The sequence below is a fragment of the Streptococcus timonensis genome (assembly GCF_900095845.1).
Classification (GTDB): Bacteria; Bacillota; Bacilli; order Lactobacillales; family Streptococcaceae; genus Streptococcus; species Streptococcus timonensis.
Map to the genome: position 1 here is coordinate 1 of NZ_FMIX01000003.1, position 19,916 is coordinate 19,916.

A 19,916-nucleotide genomic window follows, 5' to 3' on the forward strand; every position below is an offset into this window, starting at 1 on the left:
GAAAAGCTCAGGTCCGTTGGTCAAGGGGTTAAGACACCGCCTTTTCACGGCGGTAACACGGGTTCGAATCCCGTACGGACTATGAGTATGTTGCAGTAGAAGTTGAAAAAAGTTTGAAAAAGCTATTGACAAGGAAAAGAAGCTGTGATATACTAATATAGTTGTCGCTCACGACAGAAGTGAGAGGCAAAGACCTTTGAAAACTGAACAAGACGAACCAATGTGCAGGGCACTACAACTGATGTTGTAGTACTGAACAATGAAAAAACAATAAATCTGTCAGTGACAGAAATGAGTGAGAACTCAAACTTTTAATGAGAGTTTGATCCTGGCTCAGGACGAACGCTGGCGGCGTGCCTAATACATGCAAGTAGAACGCTGAAGGAGGAGCTTGCTTCTCTGGATGAGTTGCGAACGGGTGAGTAACGCGTAGGTAACCTGCCTGGTAGCGGGGGATAACTATTGGAAACGATAGCTAATACCGCATAATATTGATTATTGCATGATAGTCAATTAAAAGGTGCAATTGCACCACTACCAGATGGACCTGCGTTGTATTAGCTAGTTGGTGGGGTAACGGCTCACCAAGGCGACGATACATAGCCGACCTGAGAGGGTGATCGGCCACACTGGGACTGAGACACGGCCCAGACTCCTACGGGAGGCAGCAGTAGGGAATCTTCGGCAATGGACGGAAGTCTGACCGAGCAACGCCGCGTGAGTGAAGAAGGTTTTCGGATCGTAAAGCTCTGTTGTAAGAGAAGAACGAGTGTGAGAGTGGAAAGTTCACACTGTGACGGTATCTTACCAGAAAGGGACGGCTAACTACGTGCCAGCAGCCGCGGTAATACGTAGGTCCCGAGCGTTGTCCGGATTTATTGGGCGTAAAGCGAGCGCAGGCGGTTAGATAAGTCTGAAGTTAAAGGCTGTGGCTTAACCATAGTACGCTTTGGAAACTGTTTAACTTGAGTGCAAGAGGGGAGAGTGGAATTCCATGTGTAGCGGTGAAATGCGTAGATATATGGAGGAACACCGGTGGCGAAAGCGGCTCTCTGGCTTGTAACTGACGCTGAGGCTCGAAAGCGTGGGGAGCAAACAGGATTAGATACCCTGGTAGTCCACGCCGTAAACGATGAGTGCTAGGTGTTAGACCCTTTCCGGGGTTTAGTGCCGTAGCTAACGCATTAAGCACTCCGCCTGGGGAGTACGACCGCAAGGTTGAAACTCAAAGGAATTGACGGGGGCCCGCACAAGCGGTGGAGCATGTGGTTTAATTCGAAGCAACGCGAAGAACCTTACCAGGTCTTGACATCCCTCTGACCGCTCTAGAGATAGAGTTTTCCTTCGGGACAGAGGTGACAGGTGGTGCATGGTTGTCGTCAGCTCGTGTCGTGAGATGTTGGGTTAAGTCCCGCAACGAGCGCAACCCCTATTGTTAGTTGCCATCATTCAGTTGGGCACTCTAGCGAGACTGCCGGTAATAAACCGGAGGAAGGTGGGGATGACGTCAAATCATCATGCCCCTTATGACCTGGGCTACACACGTGCTACAATGGTTGGTACAACGAGTCGCAAGCCGGTGACGGCAAGCTAATCTCTTAAAGCCAATCTCAGTTCGGATTGTAGGCTGCAACTCGCCTACATGAAGTCGGAATCGCTAGTAATCGCGGATCAGCACGCCGCGGTGAATACGTTCCCGGGCCTTGTACACACCGCCCGTCACACCACGAGAGTTTGTAACACCCGAAGTCGGTGAGGTAACCATTTGGAGCCAGCCGCCTAAGGTGGGATAGATGATTGGGGTGAAGTCGTAACAAGGTAGCCGTATCGGAAGGTGCGGCTGGATCACCTCCTTTCTAAGGATAAGGAATGCACATTGGTCTTGTTTAGTCTTGAGAGGTCTTGTGGGGCCTTAGCTCAGCTGGGAGAGCGCCTGCTTTGCACGCAGGAGGTCAGCGGTTCGATCCCGCTAGGCTCCATTGGTGAGAGATCACCAAGTCATGCACATTGAAAATTGAATATCTATATCAAATAGTAACAAGAAAATAAACCGAAAACGCTGTAGTATTAATAAAGAGTTTATGACTGAAAGGTCAGAAAAATAAGGTTAAGTTAATAAGGGCGCACGGTGGATGCCTTGGCACTAGGAGCCGAAGAAGGACGTGACAAACGACGATATGCCTTGGGTAGCTGTAAGTAAGCGATGATCCAGGGATTTCCGAATGGGGGAACCCAACAGGTAATGCCTGTTACCCATATCTGTTAAGGATATGAGGAGGAAGACGCAGTGAACTGAAACATCTAAGTAGCTGCAGGAAGAGAAAGCAAAAGCGATTGCCTTAGTAGCGGCGAGCGAAACGGCAGGAGGGCAAACCGAAGAGTTTACTCTTCGGGGTTGTAGGACTGCGATGTGGACTCAAAGACTATAGAAGAATGATTTGGGAAGATCAGCCAAAGAGAGTGATAGCCTCGTATTTAAAATAGTCTTTGTACCTAGCAGTATCCTGAGTACGGCGAGACACGTGAAATCTCGTCGGAATCTGGGAGGACCATCTCCCAACCCTAAATACTCCCTAGTGACCGATAGTGAACCAGTACCGTGAGGGAAAGGTGAAAAGCACCCCGGGAGGGGAGTGAAATAGAACCTGAAACCGTGTGCCTACAACAAGTTCGAGCCCGTTAATGGGTGAGAGCGTGCCTTTTGTAGAATGAACCGGCGAGTTACGATATGATGCGAGGTTAAGTTGAAGAGACGGAGCCGTAGGGAAACCGAGTCTGAATAGGGCGCCTTAGTATTATGTCGTAGACCCGAAACCATGTGACCTACCCATGAGCAGGTTGAAGGTGCGGTAAGACGCACTGGAGGACCGAACCAGGGCACGTTGAAAAGTGCTTGGATGACTTGTGGGTAGCGGAGAAATTCCAAACGAACTTGGAGATAGCTGGTTCTCTCCGAAATAGCTTTAGGGCTAGCGTCGACATAGAGATTCTTGGAGGTAGAGCACTGTTTGGGTGAGGGGTCCATCCCGGATTACCAATCTCAGATAAACTCCGAATGCCAATGAATTATGGTCGGCAGTCAGACTGCGAGTGCTAAGATCCGTAGTCGAAAGGGAAACAGCCCAGACCACCAGCTAAGGTCCCAAAATAATTGTTAAGTGGAAAAGGATGTGGGGTTGCACAGACAACTAGGATGTTAGCTTAGAAGCAGCTATTCATTCAAAGAGTGCGTAATAGCTCACTAGTCGAGTGACCCTGCGCCGAAAATGTACCGGGGCTAAAACAATTTACCGAAGCTGTGGATACCTTTATAGGTATGGTAGGAGAGCGTTCTATGTGTGAAGAAGGTATACCGTGAGGAGTGCTGGAACGCATAGAAGTGAGAATGCCGGTATGAGTAGCGAAAGACAGGTGAGAATCCTGTCCACCGTAAGACTAAGGTTTCCAGGGGAAGGCTCGTCCGCCCTGGGTTAGTCGGGACCTAAGGAGAGACCGAAAGGTGTATCCGATGGACAACAGGTTGATATTCCTGTACTAGAGTATGTAGTGATGGAGGGACGCAGTAGGCTAACTAAAGCAGACGATTGGAAGAGTCTGTCTAAGCAGTGAGGTGTGAATTGAGTTAAATGCTTAGTTCTATAACATTGAGCTGTGATGGGGAGCGAAGTTTAGTAGCGAAGTTAGTGACGTCACACTGCCAAGAAAAGCTTCTAGCGTTTAACATACTCTACCCGTACCGCAAACCGACACAGGTAGTCGAGGCGAGTAGCCTCAGGTGAGCGAGAGAACTCTCGTTAAGGAACTCGGCAAAATGACCCCGTAACTTCGGGAGAAGGGGTGCTGACTTTACGTCAGCCGCAGTGAATAGGCCCAAGCAACTGTTTATCAAAAACACAGCTCTCTGCTAAATCGTAAGATGATGTATAGGGGGTGACGCCTGCCCGGTGCTGGAAGGTTAAGAGGAGTGCTTAGCGCAAGCGAAGGTATGAATTGAAGCCCCAGTAAACGGCGGCCGTAACTATAACGGTCCTAAGGTAGCGAAATTCCTTGTCGGGTAAGTTCCGACCCGCACGAAAGGCGTAATGATTTGGGCACTGTCTCAACGAGAGACTCGGTGAAATTTTAGTACCTGTGAAGATGCAGGTTACCCGCGACAGGACGGAAAGACCCCATGGAGCTTTACTGCAGTTTGATATTGAGTGTCTGTACCACATGTACAGGATAGGTAGGAGTCTATGAGATCGGGACGCCAGTTTCGAAGGAGACGATGTTGGGATACTACCCTTGTGTTATGGCCACTCTAACCCGGATAGGTGATCCCTATCGGAGACAGTGTCTGACGGGCAGTTTGACTGGGGCGGTCGCCTCCTAAAAGGTAACGGAGGCGCCCAAAGGTTCCCTCAGAATGGTTGGAAATCATTCGCAGAGTGTAAAGGTATAAGGGAGCTTGACTGCGAGAGCTACAACTCGAGCAGGGACGAAAGTCGGGCTTAGTGATCCGGTGGTTCCGTATGGAAGGGCCATCGCTCAACGGATAAAAGCTACCCTGGGGATAACAGGCTTATCTCCCCCAAGAGTTCACATCGACGGGGAGGTTTGGCACCTCGATGTCGGCTCGTCGCATCCTGGGGCTGTAGTCGGTCCCAAGGGTTGGGCTGTTCGCCCATTAAAGCGGCACGCGAGCTGGGTTCAGAACGTCGTGAGACAGTTCGGTCCCTATCCGTCGCGGGCGTAGGAAATTTGAGAGGATCTGCTCCTAGTACGAGAGGACCAGAGTGGACTTACCGCTGGTGTACCAGTTGTCTTGCCAAAGGCATCGCTGGGTAGCTATGTAGGGAAGGGATAAACGCTGAAAGCATCTAAGTGTGAAACCCACCTCAAGATGAGATTTCCCATGATTTTATATCAGTAAGAGCCCTGAGAGATGATCAGGTAGATAGGTTAGAAGTGGAAGTGTGGCGACACATGTAGCGGACTAATACTAATAGCTCGAGGACTTATCCAAAGTAACTGAGAATACGAAGCGTGATTAGATTTTAAGTGACATTTGAAAGATATTCAATTTTGAGTATGTATGACTCAAAGTTAAGTGACGATAGCCTAGGAGATACACCTGTTCCCATGCCGAACACAGCAGTTAAGCCCTAGAACGCCGGAAGTAGTTGGGGGTTGCCCCCTGTGAGATATGGAAGTCGCTTAGCTTTTATCCGCCATAGCTCAGTTGGTAGTAGCGCATGACTGTTAATCATGATGTCGTAGGTTCGAGTCCTACTGGCGGAGTATTTAAACGTTCCTAGGAACGTTTTTTTTATTGCTTATGATGTCCATAATTTACTATCTATAATCATATCAAATGTTTTTTCAGACACTTGAGATTTTTTTATTTGATTTATCTACAGTTTTGTTATACTTTTTTATAAAAATGAAATGGAGTATTAAATGATTCTTGATAAGCTTTATGTCGATTTTTTAGATGTTTATTGTAGTATTCAGGATGAATACCAACATTGTGGTATTTCTGAATCTGAATGGGAGTCTTTTCATCTTAAGTTTCTGCTCTATTATATTGTTCGTTATAAAATTTCTAATATGAGTGACTTTATCTCATATCATTATTTTACCTCTTATCGTTTGTATTTGATGCAATTTCTTCAGGTCCATGATCTTAGGTATTGTTAGTAATAATTTTTTAATTGCGAACATTTTAATTTATTTTAGGTATTTTTACATTTATTTCTTTTTTTATACTTTTATTTTTTAAAAATTGTATAGGTTTTCTTTATGTTTAAGGTTTTTGGTCTTGAAAAAAAGGGTAAACTTTATTATAATAAATTGTAAGGTATTATTGCAGGTGTGATTCCTGCCATGTATGTGAGAAAGGAAGAGCCATTTGGCTCATACAAGATTATGACTTCAGTTGTTGTAGTAGGTACCCAGTGGGGTGATGAAGGTAAAGGGAAGATTACAGACTTCCTTTCAGCTAATGCGGAAGTGATTGCTCGTTACCAAGGCGGAGATAATGCAGGTCACACAATTGTTATTGATGGAAAGAAATTTAAGTTGCATTTGATTCCTTCTGGAATTTTCTTCCCAGAAAAAATCTCTGTTATTGGTAATGGGATGGTTGTCAACCCTAAATCTCTTGTGAAAGAATTGTCTTATTTGCATGAAGAAGGTGTTACAACAGATAATCTTAGAATTTCTGATCGTGCCCATGTGATTTTACCATACCACATCGAGTTAGACCGACTTCAGGAAGAAGCTAAGGGTGCGAATAAGATTGGTACTACTATTAAGGGTATAGGTCCAGCTTATATGGACAAGGCAGCTCGTGTCGGCATCCGTATTGCAGACCTTTTAGATAAAGAAATTTTCCGTGAGCGTTTAGAACGTAATCTTGCTGAAAAGAATCGTCTTTTCGAAAAATTGTATGATAGCAAAGCTATGTCAGTTGATGATATCTTTGAAGAATACTATGAATATGGCCAACAAATCAAGCAATATGTGACTGATACTTCTGTTATCTTGAACGATGCGCTTGATAATGGTAAGCGTGTACTCTTTGAAGGTGCTCAAGGTGTTATGTTAGATATCGACCAAGGTACCTATCCATTTGTTACTTCATCAAACCCTGTGGCTGGTGGTGTGACAATTGGTTCTGGAGTAGGTCCAAGTAAGATTGACAAAGTTGTCGGTGTATGTAAGGCTTATACAAGTCGTGTAGGTGATGGTCCTTTCCCAACTGAGCTTTTTGATAAAGTTGGCGATCGTATCCGTGAAATTGGTCATGAATATGGAACAACTACAGGTCGCCCACGTCGTGTAGGTTGGTTCGACTCAGTTGTGATGCGTCACAGCCGTCGCGTTTCTGGTATCACTAACCTTTCACTGAACTCTATCGATGTTTTGAGTGGCTTGGATACAGTAAAAATCTGTGTGGCTTATGATCTTGATGGTCAACGTATTGATTACTACCCAGCTAGTCTCGAACAATTGAAACGTTGTAAACCAATCTACGAAGAATTGCCTGGTTGGTCTGAAGATATCACTGGAGTACGTAATTTGGAAGACCTTCCTGAAAATGCACGTAACTATGTTCGCCGTGTTAGCGAATTGGTGGGTGTTCGTATTTCAACATTCTCAGTAGGTCCTGGTCGTGAACAGACAAATATTTTAGAAAGTGTTTGGTCATAGGAGATTTTTTAAGATTTGTTTAAGACAGGTCGGATATACTAAAGACAGTTACAAGAAGACCTCCTAACTTGTTGTAACAAATTTCCTAAACTTTTCTTTTTCATAATAATCTCCCTATAAAGTCACCGCATTCGGTGGCTTTTTTTGTCCTAAGAAACATGGTATAATTGTAGAGTTGATAGCTAGGAAAGAGAGAAGAAATGGATTACACGCTTGAAGAAAAAGAAGTTTTTATGAGAGAGGCCTTAAAGGAAGCGGAGATTGCTTTAGAGCATGATGAAATCCCCATTGGTTGTGTCATTGTTAAGGACGGACAAATTATTGGTCGTGGGCATAATGCTCGTGAGGAGTTGCAACGGGCAGTCATGCATGCGGAAATTATGGCCATAGAGAATGCTAATTTGAGCGAAGAGAGTTGGCGTTTGCTCGATTGTACCCTTTTTGTGACCATTGAGCCTTGTGTCATGTGTAGTGGGGCAATTGGTCTAGCTCGTATTCCAAAGGTTATTTACGGGGCTAAGAACCAAAAATTTGGTGCTGCTGGGAGCTTGTACGATATCTTGACGGATGAACGTCTCAATCACCGTGTAGAGGTTGAAATGGGGATTTTAGAGAATGAGTGCGCAGGGATTATGCAGGATTTTTTCCGTAATAGACGTAAAAAATAATTTCTCTTTAAAAATAGAGGAGAATGTGGTATAATAAACAGTGGAGCAACAGTTCTGCGTGAAGCGGGTCAGGGGAGGAATCCAGCAGCCCTAAGCGAGTGTGAATTGTGTGCTCTTTTTTCGTGCTTTTTTCGAATAAATAAGATAAAATAGCCTATAATAAAAGATTAAAAAGAGGAATAATATGAAAATTCGTGGTTTTGAATTAGTTTCTAGTTTTACAGATGAAAATTTGCTACCAAAGCGTGAGACAGCGCATGCAGCTGGGTACGACTTAAAGGTTGCGGAGCGTACAGTGATTGCACCAGGAGAAATCGTCCTCGTTCCAACTGGGGTCAAGGCTTATATGAAAGCAACAGAAGTACTCTATCTTTATGATCGTTCTTCAAACCCTCGTAAGAAGGGGTTAGTCTTAATTAACTCGGTTGGTGTCATTGATGGGGACTACTATGGTAATCCTGGGAATGAAGGACATATCTTTGCACAGATGAAAAATATTACGGACCAAGAAGTTGTTCTTGAAGTTGGGGAACGTGTAGTTCAGGCTGTTTTTGCACCATTTTTAATCGCAGATGGAGATGAGGCAGAGGGAGTACGTACTGGTGGATTTGGATCAACTGGGCACTAAGATGAAGATTATCTTTGTACGTCACGGGGAGCCAAATTACCGTGAGTTAGAGGAGCGTTCCTATACTGGATTCGGGATAGACTTGGCCCCTTTATCGGTGAAAGGAAGACAACAAGCTCAGGAACTTTGCAAAAATCCTTTGTTTGGCTCAGCTGACATCCTGGTGTCTTCTGCAGTGACGCGAGCATTAGAAACGGCTTCTTATGTATCTTGTGCTACTGGGCTTCCTTTGAGAGTGGAGCCATTATTGCATGAATGGCAGGTCTATGAAAGTGGCATAGATAGATTTGAAGAAGCTAGAAGACTATTTTTAGAAAATAATGGGGAGTTGCTCCCAAATTCTCCTGTTCAATATGAGACAGCTGTAGAGATGAAGACTCGTTTTCTAGAATGCATGGCTAAGTATAGGGAACATCAAACTGTGGTAGTTGTAGCCCATCGAATGCTGATGCGCCAGTTTGTACCAAATGAGAAGATTAATTTTTGCCAAGTGATTGAATGTGAGATAGAGATATAGAAAGAGGTTTATTATCGCAAAGAAAAAGGCGACATTTGTGTGTCAAAATTGTGAATATAATTCCCCCAAGTATTTAGGGCGCTGTCCAAACTGTGGAGCTTGGTCTTCTTTTGTTGAGGAGGTTGAGGTTGTCGAGGTTAAGAATGCGCGTGTGTCCTTGACAGGTGAGAAAACCAAGCCTATGAAATTGGCTGAAGTAACATCTATTAATGTCAATCGAACCAAGACTGAGATGGAGGAATTCAACCGTGTACTCGGTGGGGGTGTGGTACCAGGGAGTCTCGTCCTAATTGGTGGAGATCCAGGTATTGGAAAATCAACCCTTCTCTTACAAGTATCAACCCAGTTGTCTCAAGTAGGAACGGTACTCTATGTCAGTGGGGAGGAGTCTGCCCAGCAGATTAAACTCCGTGCAGAGCGCTTGGGAGATATCGACAGTGAGTTTTATCTCTATGCTGAAACCAATATGCAGAGCGTGAGAGCTGAGGTAGAGAGAATCCAGCCTGATTTTCTCATCATCGACTCTATACAGACGATTATGTCTCCTGAGATTTCTGGAGTTCAAGGATCAGTTTCTCAAGTGCGGGAAGTAACTGCAGAGCTCATGCAGCTAGCCAAGACAAATAACATTGCTATTTTTATCGTGGGACATGTGACCAAGGAAGGAACCTTGGCTGGTCCGCGTATGTTGGAGCATATGGTGGACACGGTTCTTTACTTTGAAGGGGAGCGCCACCATACCTTCCGTATCTTGAGAGCAGTTAAAAATCGTTTTGGCTCAACCAATGAGATTGGAATCTTTGAGATGCAGTCAGGTGGCTTGGTTGAGGTTCTCAATCCTAGTGAGGTATTTCTGGAAGAACGTTTGGATGGAGCAACGGGTTCGTCAATCGTTGTGACTATGGAAGGGACACGTCCAATTCTTGCTGAAGTGCAGGCCTTGGTGACGCCGACCATGTTTGGAAATGCCAAGCGTACGACGACAGGGCTTGATTTCAATCGCGCTAGCTTGATTATGGCTGTTTTGGAGAAACGAGCAGGTCTCTTGCTTCAAAATCAGGATGCCTATCTCAAATCAGCTGGTGGTGTCAAATTGGATGAGCCTGCGATAGACTTAGCTGTTGCAGTTGCTATTGCTTCTAGCTACAAGGACAAACCAACCAATCCTCAGGAATGTTTTGTAGGAGAGTTGGGCTTGACGGGAGAGATTCGGCGCGTAAATCGTATCGAGCAACGCATCAATGAAGCCGCTAAGCTTGGATTTACAAAAATCTATGTACCAAAAAATTCCCTAACAGGTATAAAGCCACCTAAGGAAATTCAGGTGATTGGGGTGACGACTATTCAGGAAGTCTTGAAAAAAGTATTCTCCTAATCGTTTTACTCAGGTTTAGATTACTAATTATTTTATTGCTAACATTTATTAAAAGTAAGGAGGAATTTCTGATGAAATTTTCTATGGATAGCCAAATGCAATTTCCTTTGGTAGAGTTGTCACTCAATCAAGGAGAAACCGTCTATATCCAGCGGGGTAGCATGGTCTACCACACACCCAATGTAAGTCTCAATACTAAACTTAATGCTAGCGGTTCTGGTTTGGGACGTTTTGTCAAAGCTGTAGGGCGTTCCATGGTTTCTGGCGAAAGTACCTTCATTACTCAAGCTGTCGCTGAGTCTGACAACGGTAACCTTGCTCTAGCACCAGATACTCCTGGTCAAGTGATTGCTCTTGAACTAGGCGAAAAGCAGTACCGCTTGAATGATGGGGCCTTTCTAGCTCTTGATGGTACGGCCTTCTATACAATGGAACGTCAATCTATTGGGAAAGCCCTGTTCGGAGGGCAAGGTGGTCTCTTTGTGATGACAACTAAAGGTCAGGGGACTCTTTTGGCCAATGCTTTTGGATCTATTAAGAAAATTGAGCTACAAAACCAAGAAATAACCATCGACAATGCCCATGTGGTGGCTTGGAGTAAATCTCTAGACTATGATATCCACTTAGAAAATGGCTTCTGGCAGTCTATCGGTACGGGTGAAGGAGTGGTGAATACCTTCCGAGGTACTGGTGAAGTCTATGTACAAAGTCTTAATCTTCAGAGTTTTGCAGGGGCGCTCAACAAGTATATTCCAAAAAGTAGTTCATAAAAATAAAACTAGGACAGAAGTCCAAGCTAGAAGCTGGATGTCTCTGTCCTAGTTTTCTATATAAATACTGAAAGCTGACAAACGAGGTAAAAGATGATAAGATAGGAGATAAATAATTTGGTGTTCAAATTATCTTGCAGACTAGAAAGTGAGTTGTCATGTCCTATTTTGAAAATTTTTTAAAAGCTAATCAGGCCTATGTGGAATTACATGGAGAACTCCATTTACCAATTAAACCAAAGACAAAGGTTGCAATCGTAACTTGTATGGATTCGCGTTTACACGTAGCACCAGCCCTTGGTTTAGCCTTAGGAGATGCTCATATCTTAAGGAATGCAGGTGGTCGAGTCACTGAAGATATGCTACGTTCCTTAGTCATCTCTCAGCAACAATTAGGAACACGAGAGATTGTAGTTTTACATCATACAGACTGCGGTGCTCAAACATTTCAAAATAAAGATTTTCAAGAACATTTAAAAAGAGAGTTGGGAGTAGATGTATCTAACCAAGACTTTTTACCGTTTCAAGATATTGATGAAAGTGTTCGTGAAGATATGAGATTGCTTAAAGATTCTCCCCTGATCCCTGATGATGTGGTCATTTCAGGTGCAGTCTATGATGTAGATACAGGGAGAATGATAGTAGTAGAATTGTAAGGATAGGTTTTAGAAAGATAGTGTATGAAGAAAAATATTATTGTATTTGTTTTTATTTTATTAATGTGTATTGGTTTACAGTATGAGACCTTGTACTATATAGATGGTTCGATGTCTGGAACAGAGTATGGAGTGATGGGACTTTCTATCCTCGTTGCACTTTTTTATATGGTGCCAGCTATTTATTGTCTATATCGTATTGGGAAAAGATGGGAAACATCAAAGAAGGCATTAACCCTGTCCTTGCTAGGTGGTTTGTTTATTTCAGGTTGGCTATCTAGTTTTGCAAATACCTATATACATAATTTACTAACCGATCTTTTCCCAGACAGTTCTTTTTTGAACGCCTTGGAAAATGCGATTGTCGCTCCTCTTGTAGAGGAACCTTTGAAATTATTGCCACTTGCCTTTGTTTTGTATTTGATTCCTGTGAAGAAATTAAAATCAGTATTCTTAATGGGGATAGCTTCAGGTTTAGGATTTCAAATAATTGAGGATATCAGTTATATTCGTACGGACTTATCAGAAGGTTTGGCATATACATTGTCTAGAATTTTAGAGCGTGTAACCTCAGCGATTGCCTCACATTGGACGTTCTCAGGTCTTGCTATATTAGGTATTTATTTACTATACAGAGCTTATAGAGGTCAGAAGGCAATGATAAAACCTGGTTTTAGTTACTTGGGCTTGGCTTTTGGGACACACTTTTTATTTAATTCTCCAATTGTCGAGTTGGAAACAGAGGTACCACTTGCTTTTCCTCTTGTAGCTGCAATTACACTCTATAGTTTTTATAAGGCTGTTCATTTTGTTGACAAGCACAATGATATGCTGACTAAAGAGATTTCTTAATAAAATAGAGACAAGGATAGAATGTTTATCCTTGTTTTATTTTTGTTGAAAAATAGAGAAAAAAGCGCTACAATGGTAGGTGGAAAATGTCGCAAAAAACACAAGTGATACAAAAAGTGGAGGGAATCATGTCTTTTTCTGATTTAAAGCTCTTTGCCCTTTCTTCAAATAGAGAATTAGCAGAGCGTGTGGCGCAAGAGATTGGAATGGAATTGGGGAAATCAAGTGTTCGCCAATTTTCAGACGGGGAAATTCAGGTCAATATAGCAGAGTCTATTCGTGGTAAGCATGTTTATATTTTACAGTCAACAAGCTCACCTGTTAATGACAACTTGCTTGAGATTTTGATTATGGTAGATGCCTTAAAACGTGCGAGTGCAGAATCAGTTAACGTTGTAATGCCATACTATGGTTATGCACGTCAGGATAGAAAGGCAAGAGCTCGTGAGCCAATCACAGCAAAACTCGTTGCAAATATGCTTGAAGTTGCTGGTGTAGATCGTTTGTTGACGATTGACTTGCACGCGGCACAGATTCAAGGATTCTTTGATATTCCTGTAGATCATTTGATGGGGGCTCCTCTGATTGCAGATTACTTTGAGCGTCGTGGCATGGTTGGCTCAGACTACGTGGTTGTTAGTCCAGACCACGGTGGTGTAACACGTGCCCGTAAGTTGGCGGAATTTTTGAAAACACCAATTGCCATTATTGATAAACGTCGAAGTGTAGACAAGATGAATACTAGTGAAGTGATGAATATCATTGGTAAGGTAGAAGGCAAAACTTGTATCTTGATTGATGATATGATTGACACAGCTGGTACAATCTGCCACGCTGCTGATGCTTTGGCTGAAGCTGGAGCTGTGGAAGTATATGCTAGCTGTACTCACCCAGTATTATCAGGACCAGCTTTAGAGAACATCCAAAATTCTGCTATCAAAAAGTTGGTGGTTTTAGATACGATCTACCTTCCTGAAGAACGTTTGATTGATAAGATTGAGCAAATTTCAATCGCCCATCTTCTTGGAGATGCGATTATTCGTATCCATGAAAAACGTCCACTATCACCATTATTTAGCATTGAACGAACAATTTGATTTAATATTTTACTATTTCTTTACTAATTTTTTTAAAAAAACTTAAAAATTATTTTAAAAATGCTTGACAGTATACTTTTATGTGATATACTATAGGTAGTAAGGTAAATCCTTATGAAAATATAATTTTAAAAACAAAAAGGAGATAAAACAATGAAAAAAGTTTTATTATCATCAGTAGCTGCTCTTGCAGTTTTTGCGGCTTCACCAGTTTTTGCCAATAACACTGGTCAACACTACTCAGCAGACGACAATGCTACATCACTTACAGGTGCAGACATGTTCACAAACGATAAAGATGGTCTTACTCAATACAATAAAGACGGTCTTAACAATGTTGATGCTGAATCAACTAAAGACAAATTTAAAGCAGCTGGTGAAGAATTGAAACCTGTACCAGGTAAACCAGGTGAATTTGTAGTTACTGGTAAAGCTAAAGATGCAGCTAAACCTGCTGGTAAAGATGCAGCTAAACCTGCTGGTAAAGATGCAGCTAAACCAGGTGCAGCAGCTGGACAAAAAGCTCTTCCAAAAACAAGCGCAGTTAAATAATTTATTTGCTGAGTTAACTAATCACTGAAACTTCGTTTCAGTGATTTTTTGATAAATAGATAAGGTATAAAATATGAATAGAAGATCTACAACAAAGAAATCACCTATTGGAAAAATTATTGGCTTCCTTATTGTAGTTGCTGTTGTTATTAGTGGCTTTTTCGTATACAATAATTTTCTAGCTCCATTAGATAAAACTAGCTCTACAACTAGTACGACAGTTGTCCAAGGGACTACAACTGTAGAGGCGCCTAAACCAACTTATACAGTTAGTGCAGAAGAAAAAGAATATCTTGCTAACAGGTTTAAACCTTTAACTGAAACAAATTCTGAAACTGTAGCTTATGTTTATGCTCCTGGGACGCAGTTAGACGAACCAGTTGTTCAAACAACAGACAATGCAACTTATTTAGATAAAACATTTGATGGCGGGCACCAACCATATTTGGGAACTGTTTTCATGGATGCAGACAATAAGAAGGACTTTAGTGATCGTTTGACTTGGTTGTTTGGTCATGCTCGTGGAAGCAAAGTAGCAGATCATCGCATGTTTAATGATGTGAACTTCTACGATACGCAAAAATATTTTGATGAGCATCCTTATGTAGTAATTGAAACTCCTGAAAGAAAGTACTATTATGAAGCAGTTGCTATGGTAATTGTTCCAGAAGATACTGCTTTCTACCGTACAAGTTTTGATGATGATCAAGACTTTGAAAAACAGTTAACCGCGATTTATAATGAAGCTAATGTTAAGAAGCCAAATATGAAAGTGTCAGCAAAAGATAAATATCTTGTACTTTCTACTTGTCGTGAAGAGGATGAAACTATCCGTGCCAACCTGTACCTTCGTCAAATTCCTGATTCAGAAATGGAAGAGTTTGTGAAGCAACATGGAGAGCAACTTGCTTATAAAGCAACAAGATAAAATTTAAAAATGAATCTTCTTAAATCTGTTTATAGGGTTTAAGAAGATTTTTTATATCAAAAATTAGCTAGTATTAGTAAAATATGCTATACTGGTTGAAAAAGGAGGTTTTGCATGAGCGAACTATTCAAAAACCCTAGTGATGGCGTAGTACGTCAGTATTTAACAACTAGCAAAACGGTAGCTGTAGTAGGTTTGTCGGATCGCGAGGAAACAACTAGTAATCGTGTATCCAAGGAGATGCAGTCTCGAGGATATAGAATCATTCCAGTCAATCCGAAATTAGCAGGCCAGGAAATTCTTGGAGAAAAGGCATATGCAAGTCTTGCTGAGATTCCTTTTCATGTAGATATTGTGGATGTTTTTCGTCGTAGCGAGTTTTTGCCAGATGTTGCCCGTGACTTTCTACAAGCAGATGCACAGATTTTCTGGGCCCAACTTGGTCTTGAAAATCAAGAGGCAGAAGAAATTCTCCGAGCTGGCGGATGTGAAGATATTGTTATGAATCGTTGTATTAAGAAAGAACATACACGATTGATTCTAGAACAATAAAAAAGTAGCTGAAAAGCTACTTTTTTTATTAAAAGATACCGATGAGTGATTGCATGGCAAGACTAGTCAGGATGATAGCAATCCAGCAAAGGGCTCCAAGAAGAATGGATTTTCCACTGGATTTGATCATAGCAACGAGGTTAGTTTTGAGACCAATAGCACTCATAGCCATGATGATGAGGAATTTGGAGAGCTGTTTGAGAGGTGAAAAGAAGCTATTGCTAACACCAAAAGAAGTAAGGACGGTGGTTAGCAGAGAAGCTAGGATGAAGTAGAGAATGAAAACGGGGAAGATTTTTTTAAGCTTTACTCCTTGGTTGTTGTCTTGTTGACGGCTTTGCCAATAGGAGAGGAAGAGAGTAATAGGGATAATAGCTAAGGTACGAGTCAGTTTGACAATGGTTGCAGATTCTAGAGTATTGGTATGATACAGACTATCCCAGGCGCTAGCTGTGGCTGTTACAGAGGAAGTATCGTTGACCGCAGTACCCGCAAAGAGAGCAAAACCTTCGTTGGAGAGATGGAGCCAAGAACCTAGAGTTGGAAAGATAAGAGCTGCCAAGACATTGAAGAAAAAGATAACAGAAATGGCTTGGGCTACTTCTTTTTCCTTGGCGTGAATAACAGGAGCAGTCGCTGCAATGGCAGAACCGCCACAGATAGAAGAGCCTACCCCAATCAAGGTAGCTAGCTTTGTATCCATGTTAAAAAATCGTTGGAAAAAGAAAGCTACAATTAAGGCGATAGAAATGGTTGAAAGGATAACAGGGAGGGAAGATTTTCCAACTGCGAAAACTTGAGATATATTGAGGCCAAAGCCCAGTAAGATAACAGCATACTGGAGCAGTTTTTTGGAGCTATAAGTCAAGCCTGCATCCAGTTGTTTGTAGTTAGAGAGAAAGGGATGGAGCAACATACCGATAAAAATGGCAAAAACTGGTGCTCCCACAACAGGCAGAAAGCCTCCTAAAACCCAAGAGATGATTGAGATGATCAGACAGGCTAACAGTCCTGCCCAATTTTTTGATAGAAATGACATAAAAACCTCCGAAAATAAGCACTTCTTATTATAATCTTGTCTGTCAGAAAAGTAAAATAGAAAGTAGGAATAAGGTTGTAAATTAACGGAATTTTGCGGTCAGAGAGCTTTTGTAGTATAATAGATATATGTTCTTTGATCAAGGAGGATATATATGGACTTAACCAAAAGATTTAATAAACAATTAGATAAGATACAAGTTTCCTTGATTCGTCAATTTGACCAGGCTATTTCAGAGATCCCTGGAGTCCTGCGATTGACCTTGGGAGAACCAGATTTTACAACACCAGATCATGTCAAGGAAGCTGCAAAGCGAGCCATCGACCAAGATCAATCCTACTATACAGGGATGAGCGGTTTGTTGACCTTGCGTCAGGCGGCGAGTGATTTTGTAAAAGAGAAATATCAGCTAGACTACAATCCAGAGAATGAAATCTTGGTCACAATTGGTGCGACAGAGGCTCTATCAGCTACTCTGACAGCTATTTTGGAGGAAGGAGACAAGGTGCTCTTGCCAGCTCCTGCCTATCCTGGCTATGAGCCAATAGTTAATCTAGTTGGTGCAGAGATTGTTGAGATTGATACGACTGAGAATGGTTTTGTCTTAACACCAGAAATGTTAGAGAAAGCCATTCTAGAACAGGGTGACAAGCTCAAGGCAGTTATTCTCAACTATCCAGCCAACCCTACAGGAATTACTTATAGTCGCGAGCAATTAGAAGCCTTGGCAGCTGTTTTACGCAAGTATGAGATTTTCGTAGTCTGTGATGAAGTCTACTCAGAATTGACCTATACAGGGGAAAATCATGTATCTTTGGGAACTATATTGAGAGATCAGGCAATTATCATTAACGGTCTTTCTAAATCCCATGCCATGACAGGTTGGCGTTTAGGCTTTATCTTTGCACCAGCAAACTTTATAGCCCAGTTGATTAAGAGTCACCAGTATTTGGTAACCGCTGCAAACACCATGGCGCAACATGCTGCAGTAGAAGCCTTAACAGCTGGTAAAGATGATGCAGAACCGATGAAGAAGGAATATATCCAACGGCGGGACTACATTATTGAGAAGATGACTGACCTTGACTTTGAGATTATCAAACCAGATGGGGCTTTTTATATCTTTGCTAAGATTCCGGCAGGCTATAATCAAGATTCCTTTGCTTTTCTGAAGGATTTTGCCCAGAAGAAGGCTGTTGCTTTTATCCCTGGGGCTGCCTTTGGGCAGTATGGAGAAGGCTATGTTCGCCTATCTTATGCAGCTAGCATGGGAACCATTAGAGAAGCTATGAAACGACTTGAGGAGTACATGAGAGAAGCATGATTCAATCGATTACGAGTCAGGGTTTAGTACTTTACAATCGAAATTTTCGAGAGGATGATAAGCTTGTTAAAATCTTTACAGAACAGGCAGGGAAGCGCATGTTTTTTGTCAAACACGCCGGTCAATCCAAACTAGCTCCTGTCATTCAACCTTTAGTCTTAGCCCATTTTCTCTTAAAAGTCAATGACGATGGACTTAGTTATATAGAAGATTATCATGAGGTGAAGACTTTTCCGAAAATCAATAGTGACCTCTTTGTTATGGCTTATGCGACTTACGTTGCAGCCTTGGCAGATGCGAGTTTGCAGGATAATCAAGAAGATGCTCCCTTATTTGCTTTTTTGCAAAAGACTTTAGAGCTGATGGAAGAGGGTCTGGATTATCAAGTTTTGACCAATATTTTTGAAATTCAAATATTGACACGTTTTGGAATCAGTCTCAACTTTAATGAATGTACCTTTTGTCATCGTGTGGGGCAAGCCTTTGACTTCTCCTTCAAATACGGGGGTTGCCTTTGTCCCGATCATTACCATGAAGATGAGAAACGATGTCATTTAAATCCCAATATTCCTTATCTGCTCAATCAATTTCAGTCTATTGATTTTGGTACTCTGGAGACTATTTCTCTTAAGTCAGAAATCAAGCAAGAATTGCGTAAGTTTATGGACCAGATTTACGAAGAGTATGTTGGAATTCACCTAAAATCAAAGAAGTTTATTGATTCCCTAGCAGATTGGGGACAACTACTGAAAGAGGAAAACAAATGAAAAAAATCGCAGTAGATGCAATGGGTGGTGATTACGCACCAAAAGCTATTGTAGAGGGAGTTAATCAAGCCCTTGCTGACTTTTCAGATATTGAGATTCAACTTTACGGAGACGAAAGTAAAATCAAACAATATCTAACAGCCGCAGAGCGTGTCAGCATTATCCATACAGATGAAAAAATAAATTCTGATGATGAACCTACAAAAGCTATCCGTAAGAAGAAAAATGCCAGCATGATATTGGCGGCCAAGGCTGTCAAAGATGGAGAGGCAGATGCTGTTCTTTCTGCAGGAAATACAGGTGCCTTGTTGGCAGCGGGATTCTTCATCGTTGGTCGTATCAAAAATATCGATCGACCTGGATTGATGTCAACATTGCCAACTATTGATGGAAAAGGCTTTGATATGCTTGACCTTGGTGCCAATGCAGAAAATACAGCCCATCACCTTCATCAATATGCCATCCTAGGCTCCTTCTATGCTAAAAATGTTCGTGGAATTGACAAACCTCGTGTAGGTTTACTTAATAATGGGACAGAGAGCAGTAAGGGAGACCCACTTCGTAAGGAAACTTATGAACTATTGTTGGCTGATGAAAGCTTAAACTTTATTGGGAACGTGGAAGCGCGTGATTTGATGGATGGAGTCGCTGATGTAGTCGTCACAGATGGTTTCACGGGAAATGCTGTGCTCAAGGCTATTGAAGGGACTGCTATGGGTATCATGGGCTTGCTTAAAAATGCTATTGCAGGTGGGGGGCTTAGAGCTAAGCTAGGCGCTCTCCTTCTTAAGGATAATCTCAGAGGTTTGAAAAAACAGTTGAACTATTCAGATGTTGGGGGTGCGGTTCTGTTTGGTGTAAAAGCACCGGTGGTTAAGACTCATGGATCAAGTGATGCCAAAGCTGTCTATAGTACAATACGCCAGATTCGTACCATGCTTGAGACAGATGTAGTTACCCAAACTGCGCGTGAATTTTCAGAGGAATAAGGAGAATA

At 42.2% G+C, this 19,916-nt stretch carries 17 protein-coding genes, 3 tRNA genes, 3 rRNA genes and 1 other RNA gene; 23 read left to right on the forward strand and 1 reads right to left on the reverse strand.

Annotated features, from left to right (window positions below; all coding sequences use genetic code 11):
* The first annotated feature begins 10 nt into the window (after positions 1–10).
* The 20 genes from BQ2679_RS01045 (at position 11) to BQ2679_RS01140 (ending at position 15,789) form a co-directional block, all read left to right on the forward strand.
* Positions 11–82 (forward strand) — tRNA-Glu (locus BQ2679_RS01045).
* 228 nt (positions 83–310) lie between these two features.
* A 16S ribosomal RNA gene (locus BQ2679_RS01050) occupies positions 311–1,856 on the forward strand.
* 50 nt (positions 1,857–1,906) lie between these two features.
* A tRNA-Ala gene (locus tag BQ2679_RS01055) sits at positions 1,907–1,979 on the forward strand.
* 126 nt (positions 1,980–2,105) lie between these two features.
* A 23S ribosomal RNA gene (locus tag BQ2679_RS01060) occupies positions 2,106–5,005 on the forward strand.
* Positions 5,006–5,085: 80 nt separating this feature from the next.
* Positions 5,086–5,201 (forward strand): 5S ribosomal RNA (rrf, locus tag BQ2679_RS01065).
* The 16S, 23S and 5S rRNA genes sit together here with 3 tRNA genes alongside, the layout of an rRNA operon.
* Before the next feature lie 5 nt (positions 5,202–5,206).
* A tRNA-Asn gene (locus tag BQ2679_RS01070) sits at positions 5,207–5,280 on the forward strand.
* Between the two features lie 159 nt (positions 5,281–5,439).
* Positions 5,440–5,679 carry a sigma(X)-activator ComW gene (gene comW, locus BQ2679_RS11015; RefSeq protein WP_075565271.1) on the forward strand — a complete coding sequence of 80 codons (240 nt, stop codon included), beginning with the start codon at positions 5,440–5,442 and terminating at the stop codon, positions 5,677–5,679.
* Positions 5,680–5,907: 228 nt separating this feature from the next.
* Positions 5,908–7,194, forward strand: coding sequence for an adenylosuccinate synthase (locus BQ2679_RS01080; RefSeq protein WP_075565273.1), 1,287 nt, complete (start codon positions 5,908–5,910; stop codon positions 7,192–7,194).
* A gap of 200 nt (positions 7,195–7,394) precedes the next feature.
* A complete protein-coding gene (gene tadA, locus BQ2679_RS01085) occupies positions 7,395–7,862 on the forward strand; it encodes a tRNA adenosine(34) deaminase TadA (protein ID WP_075565274.1) in 468 nt (155 codons plus the stop codon).
* Between the two features lie 32 nt (positions 7,863–7,894).
* An RNA gene (gene ffs / locus BQ2679_RS01090) (signal recognition particle sRNA small type) lies at positions 7,895–7,994 on the forward strand.
* A gap of 52 nt (positions 7,995–8,046) precedes the next feature.
* Positions 8,047–8,490 carry a dUTP diphosphatase gene (locus BQ2679_RS01095; protein ID WP_075565277.1) on the forward strand — a complete coding sequence of 148 codons (444 nt, stop codon included), beginning with the start codon at positions 8,047–8,049 and terminating at the stop codon, positions 8,488–8,490.
* On the forward strand, positions 8,441–9,007 hold the full coding sequence (locus BQ2679_RS01100; RefSeq protein WP_075565280.1) for a histidine phosphatase family protein: 567 nt from the start codon (positions 8,441–8,443) through the stop codon (positions 9,005–9,007). The genes BQ2679_RS01095 and BQ2679_RS01100 overlap by 50 nt, the downstream gene beginning before the upstream one ends.
* A gap of 13 nt (positions 9,008–9,020) precedes the next feature.
* Positions 9,021–10,382, forward strand: coding sequence for a DNA repair protein RadA (gene radA / locus BQ2679_RS01105; protein WP_075565283.1), 1,362 nt, complete (start codon positions 9,021–9,023; stop codon positions 10,380–10,382).
* Positions 10,383–10,453: 71 nt separating this feature from the next.
* Positions 10,454–11,152 carry a TIGR00266 family protein gene (locus tag BQ2679_RS01110; RefSeq protein ID WP_075565286.1) on the forward strand — a complete coding sequence of 233 codons (699 nt, stop codon included), beginning with the start codon at positions 10,454–10,456 and terminating at the stop codon, positions 11,150–11,152.
* Between the two features lie 158 nt (positions 11,153–11,310).
* Entirely contained in the window at positions 11,311–11,808 is a 498-nt protein-coding gene (locus BQ2679_RS01115; RefSeq protein ID WP_075565288.1) for a beta-class carbonic anhydrase, read from the forward strand.
* 24 nt (positions 11,809–11,832) lie between these two features.
* Positions 11,833–12,660 carry a PrsW family intramembrane metalloprotease gene (locus BQ2679_RS01120; protein WP_075565290.1) on the forward strand — a complete coding sequence of 276 codons (828 nt, stop codon included), beginning with the start codon at positions 11,833–11,835 and terminating at the stop codon, positions 12,658–12,660.
* A 128-nt stretch (positions 12,661–12,788) separates the two neighbouring features.
* Positions 12,789–13,757, forward strand: coding sequence for a ribose-phosphate diphosphokinase (locus BQ2679_RS01125; protein ID WP_075565291.1), 969 nt, complete (start codon positions 12,789–12,791; stop codon positions 13,755–13,757).
* Between the two features lie 153 nt (positions 13,758–13,910).
* Complete coding sequence (locus BQ2679_RS01130) at positions 13,911–14,309, forward strand: LPKTxAVK-anchored surface protein (protein ID WP_075565293.1); 399 nt, start codon at positions 13,911–13,913, stop codon at positions 14,307–14,309.
* A gap of 73 nt (positions 14,310–14,382) precedes the next feature.
* Entirely contained in the window at positions 14,383–15,237 is an 855-nt protein-coding gene (gene srtB / locus BQ2679_RS01135; protein WP_075565294.1) for a class B sortase, LPKTxAVK-specific, read from the forward strand.
* 114 nt (positions 15,238–15,351) lie between these two features.
* Positions 15,352–15,789, forward strand: coding sequence for a CoA-binding protein (locus tag BQ2679_RS01140; RefSeq protein ID WP_075565296.1), 438 nt, complete (start codon positions 15,352–15,354; stop codon positions 15,787–15,789).
* A 28-nt stretch (positions 15,790–15,817) separates the two neighbouring features.
* Here the strand turns inward: BQ2679_RS01140 and BQ2679_RS01145 are convergent, their stop codons facing one another.
* Positions 15,818–16,828, reverse strand: a complete 1,011-nt coding sequence (locus BQ2679_RS01145) for a YeiH family protein (RefSeq protein WP_075565298.1) — start codon at positions 16,826–16,828, stop codon at positions 15,818–15,820.
* Between the two features lie 154 nt (positions 16,829–16,982).
* On the opposite strand from BQ2679_RS01145, the gene BQ2679_RS01150 reads away from it, so the two are divergent.
* From BQ2679_RS01150 to plsX, 3 genes are read left to right on the forward strand one after another with little or no spacing between them, the layout of a single operon-like run.
* Positions 16,983–18,152 (forward strand): pyridoxal phosphate-dependent aminotransferase, encoded by a 1,170-nt coding sequence (locus BQ2679_RS01150; protein WP_075565300.1) that lies wholly within the window; start codon positions 16,983–16,985, stop codon positions 18,150–18,152.
* Complete coding sequence (recO, locus tag BQ2679_RS01155) at positions 18,149–18,919, forward strand: DNA repair protein RecO (protein WP_075565303.1); 771 nt, start codon at positions 18,149–18,151, stop codon at positions 18,917–18,919. The genes BQ2679_RS01150 and recO overlap by 4 nt, the downstream gene beginning before the upstream one ends.
* Positions 18,916–19,908 (forward strand): phosphate acyltransferase PlsX, encoded by a 993-nt coding sequence (gene plsX / locus BQ2679_RS01160; protein ID WP_075565306.1) that lies wholly within the window; start codon positions 18,916–18,918, stop codon positions 19,906–19,908. Before recO ends, plsX begins: the two co-directional genes overlap by 4 nt.
* Positions 19,909–19,916 lie beyond the last annotated feature (8 nt).

Coding starts and splice junctions, on each gene's coding strand:
- comW (WP_075565271.1), top strand. CDS start 5,440: ATGATTCTTGATAAGCTTTATGTCGATTTTTTAGATGTTTATTGTAGT.
- BQ2679_RS01080 (WP_075565273.1), top strand. CDS start 5,908: ATGACTTCAGTTGTTGTAGTAGGTACCCAGTGGGGTGATGAAGGTAAA.
- tadA (WP_075565274.1), top strand. CDS start 7,395: ATGGATTACACGCTTGAAGAAAAAGAAGTTTTTATGAGAGAGGCCTTA.
- BQ2679_RS01095 (WP_075565277.1), top strand. CDS start 8,047: ATGAAAATTCGTGGTTTTGAATTAGTTTCTAGTTTTACAGATGAAAAT.
- BQ2679_RS01100 (WP_075565280.1), top strand. CDS start 8,441: ATGAGGCAGAGGGAGTACGTACTGGTGGATTTGGATCAACTGGGCACT.
- BQ2679_RS01110 (WP_075565286.1), top strand. CDS start 10,454: ATGAAATTTTCTATGGATAGCCAAATGCAATTTCCTTTGGTAGAGTTG.
- BQ2679_RS01115 (WP_075565288.1), top strand. CDS start 11,311: ATGTCCTATTTTGAAAATTTTTTAAAAGCTAATCAGGCCTATGTGGAA.
- BQ2679_RS01120 (WP_075565290.1), top strand. CDS start 11,833: ATGAAGAAAAATATTATTGTATTTGTTTTTATTTTATTAATGTGTATT.
- BQ2679_RS01125 (WP_075565291.1), top strand. CDS start 12,789: ATGTCTTTTTCTGATTTAAAGCTCTTTGCCCTTTCTTCAAATAGAGAA.
- BQ2679_RS01130 (WP_075565293.1), top strand. CDS start 13,911: ATGAAAAAAGTTTTATTATCATCAGTAGCTGCTCTTGCAGTTTTTGCG.
- srtB (WP_075565294.1), top strand. CDS start 14,383: ATGAATAGAAGATCTACAACAAAGAAATCACCTATTGGAAAAATTATT.
- BQ2679_RS01140 (WP_075565296.1), top strand. CDS start 15,352: ATGAGCGAACTATTCAAAAACCCTAGTGATGGCGTAGTACGTCAGTAT.
- BQ2679_RS01145 (WP_075565298.1), bottom strand. CDS start 16,828: ATGTCATTTCTATCAAAAAATTGGGCAGGACTGTTAGCCTGTCTGATC.
- BQ2679_RS01150 (WP_075565300.1), top strand. CDS start 16,983: ATGGACTTAACCAAAAGATTTAATAAACAATTAGATAAGATACAAGTT.
- recO (WP_075565303.1), top strand. CDS start 18,149: ATGATTCAATCGATTACGAGTCAGGGTTTAGTACTTTACAATCGAAAT.
- plsX (WP_075565306.1), top strand. CDS start 18,916: ATGAAAAAAATCGCAGTAGATGCAATGGGTGGTGATTACGCACCAAAA.